2 tRNA genes are annotated in these 463 nt (G+C 42.8%); both read right to left on the bottom strand.

Features of this window, described 5'->3' with window-relative positions:
• Positions 1-152: 152 nt before the first annotated feature.
• Positions 153-228: transfer RNA gene (locus NLF92_RS12675), tRNA-Ala, on the bottom strand.
• Positions 229-258: 30 nt separating this feature from the next.
• Positions 259-335 (bottom strand) — tRNA-Ile (locus NLF92_RS12670).
• Positions 336-463: the final 128 nt, after the last annotated feature.

Genomic DNA, 463 nt, shown 5'->3' with positions numbered 1-463 from the left:
TTTTATCAGCTTTTCCAAATTGTTAAAGAACAGTGAATGTCGCCACTCACTTTTAGAGTAAAAAACCCTAAAGAATAATGCGCTATCTTCGATGACAAACCTGCCATCACATCATTCTTTAAGGCTCTATCCTTTACCTTCATACTACTAAGTGGTGGAGCTAAGCAGGATCGAACTGCTGACCTCCTGAATGCAAATCAGGCGCTCTCCCAGCTGAGCTATAGCCCCATTACATAGTATGAAACAAGACAAAGATATTGGTAGGCTTGGGCAGACTTGAACTGCCGACCTCACCCTTATCAGGGGTGCGCTCTAACCAGCTGAGCTACAAGCCTACTGTATAAGTGCAAGCACTTAGTAGAAGCCTATCTCTTCTTGTTCTTCTTTATTGATGATAACCAGACAATGTGTGTAGACACTACAAAAAGTGCGTCCAACAGACGTAATAGTAAGGAGGTGATCC

It is taken from the genome of Opacimonas viscosa (genome assembly GCF_024199005.1).
GTDB classification, from domain to species: domain Bacteria; phylum Pseudomonadota; class Gammaproteobacteria; order Enterobacterales; family Alteromonadaceae; genus Opacimonas; species Opacimonas viscosa.
The sequence above is the reverse complement of the archived record's forward strand: the minus strand, read 5'-3'. Positions and strand labels throughout refer to the sequence as shown.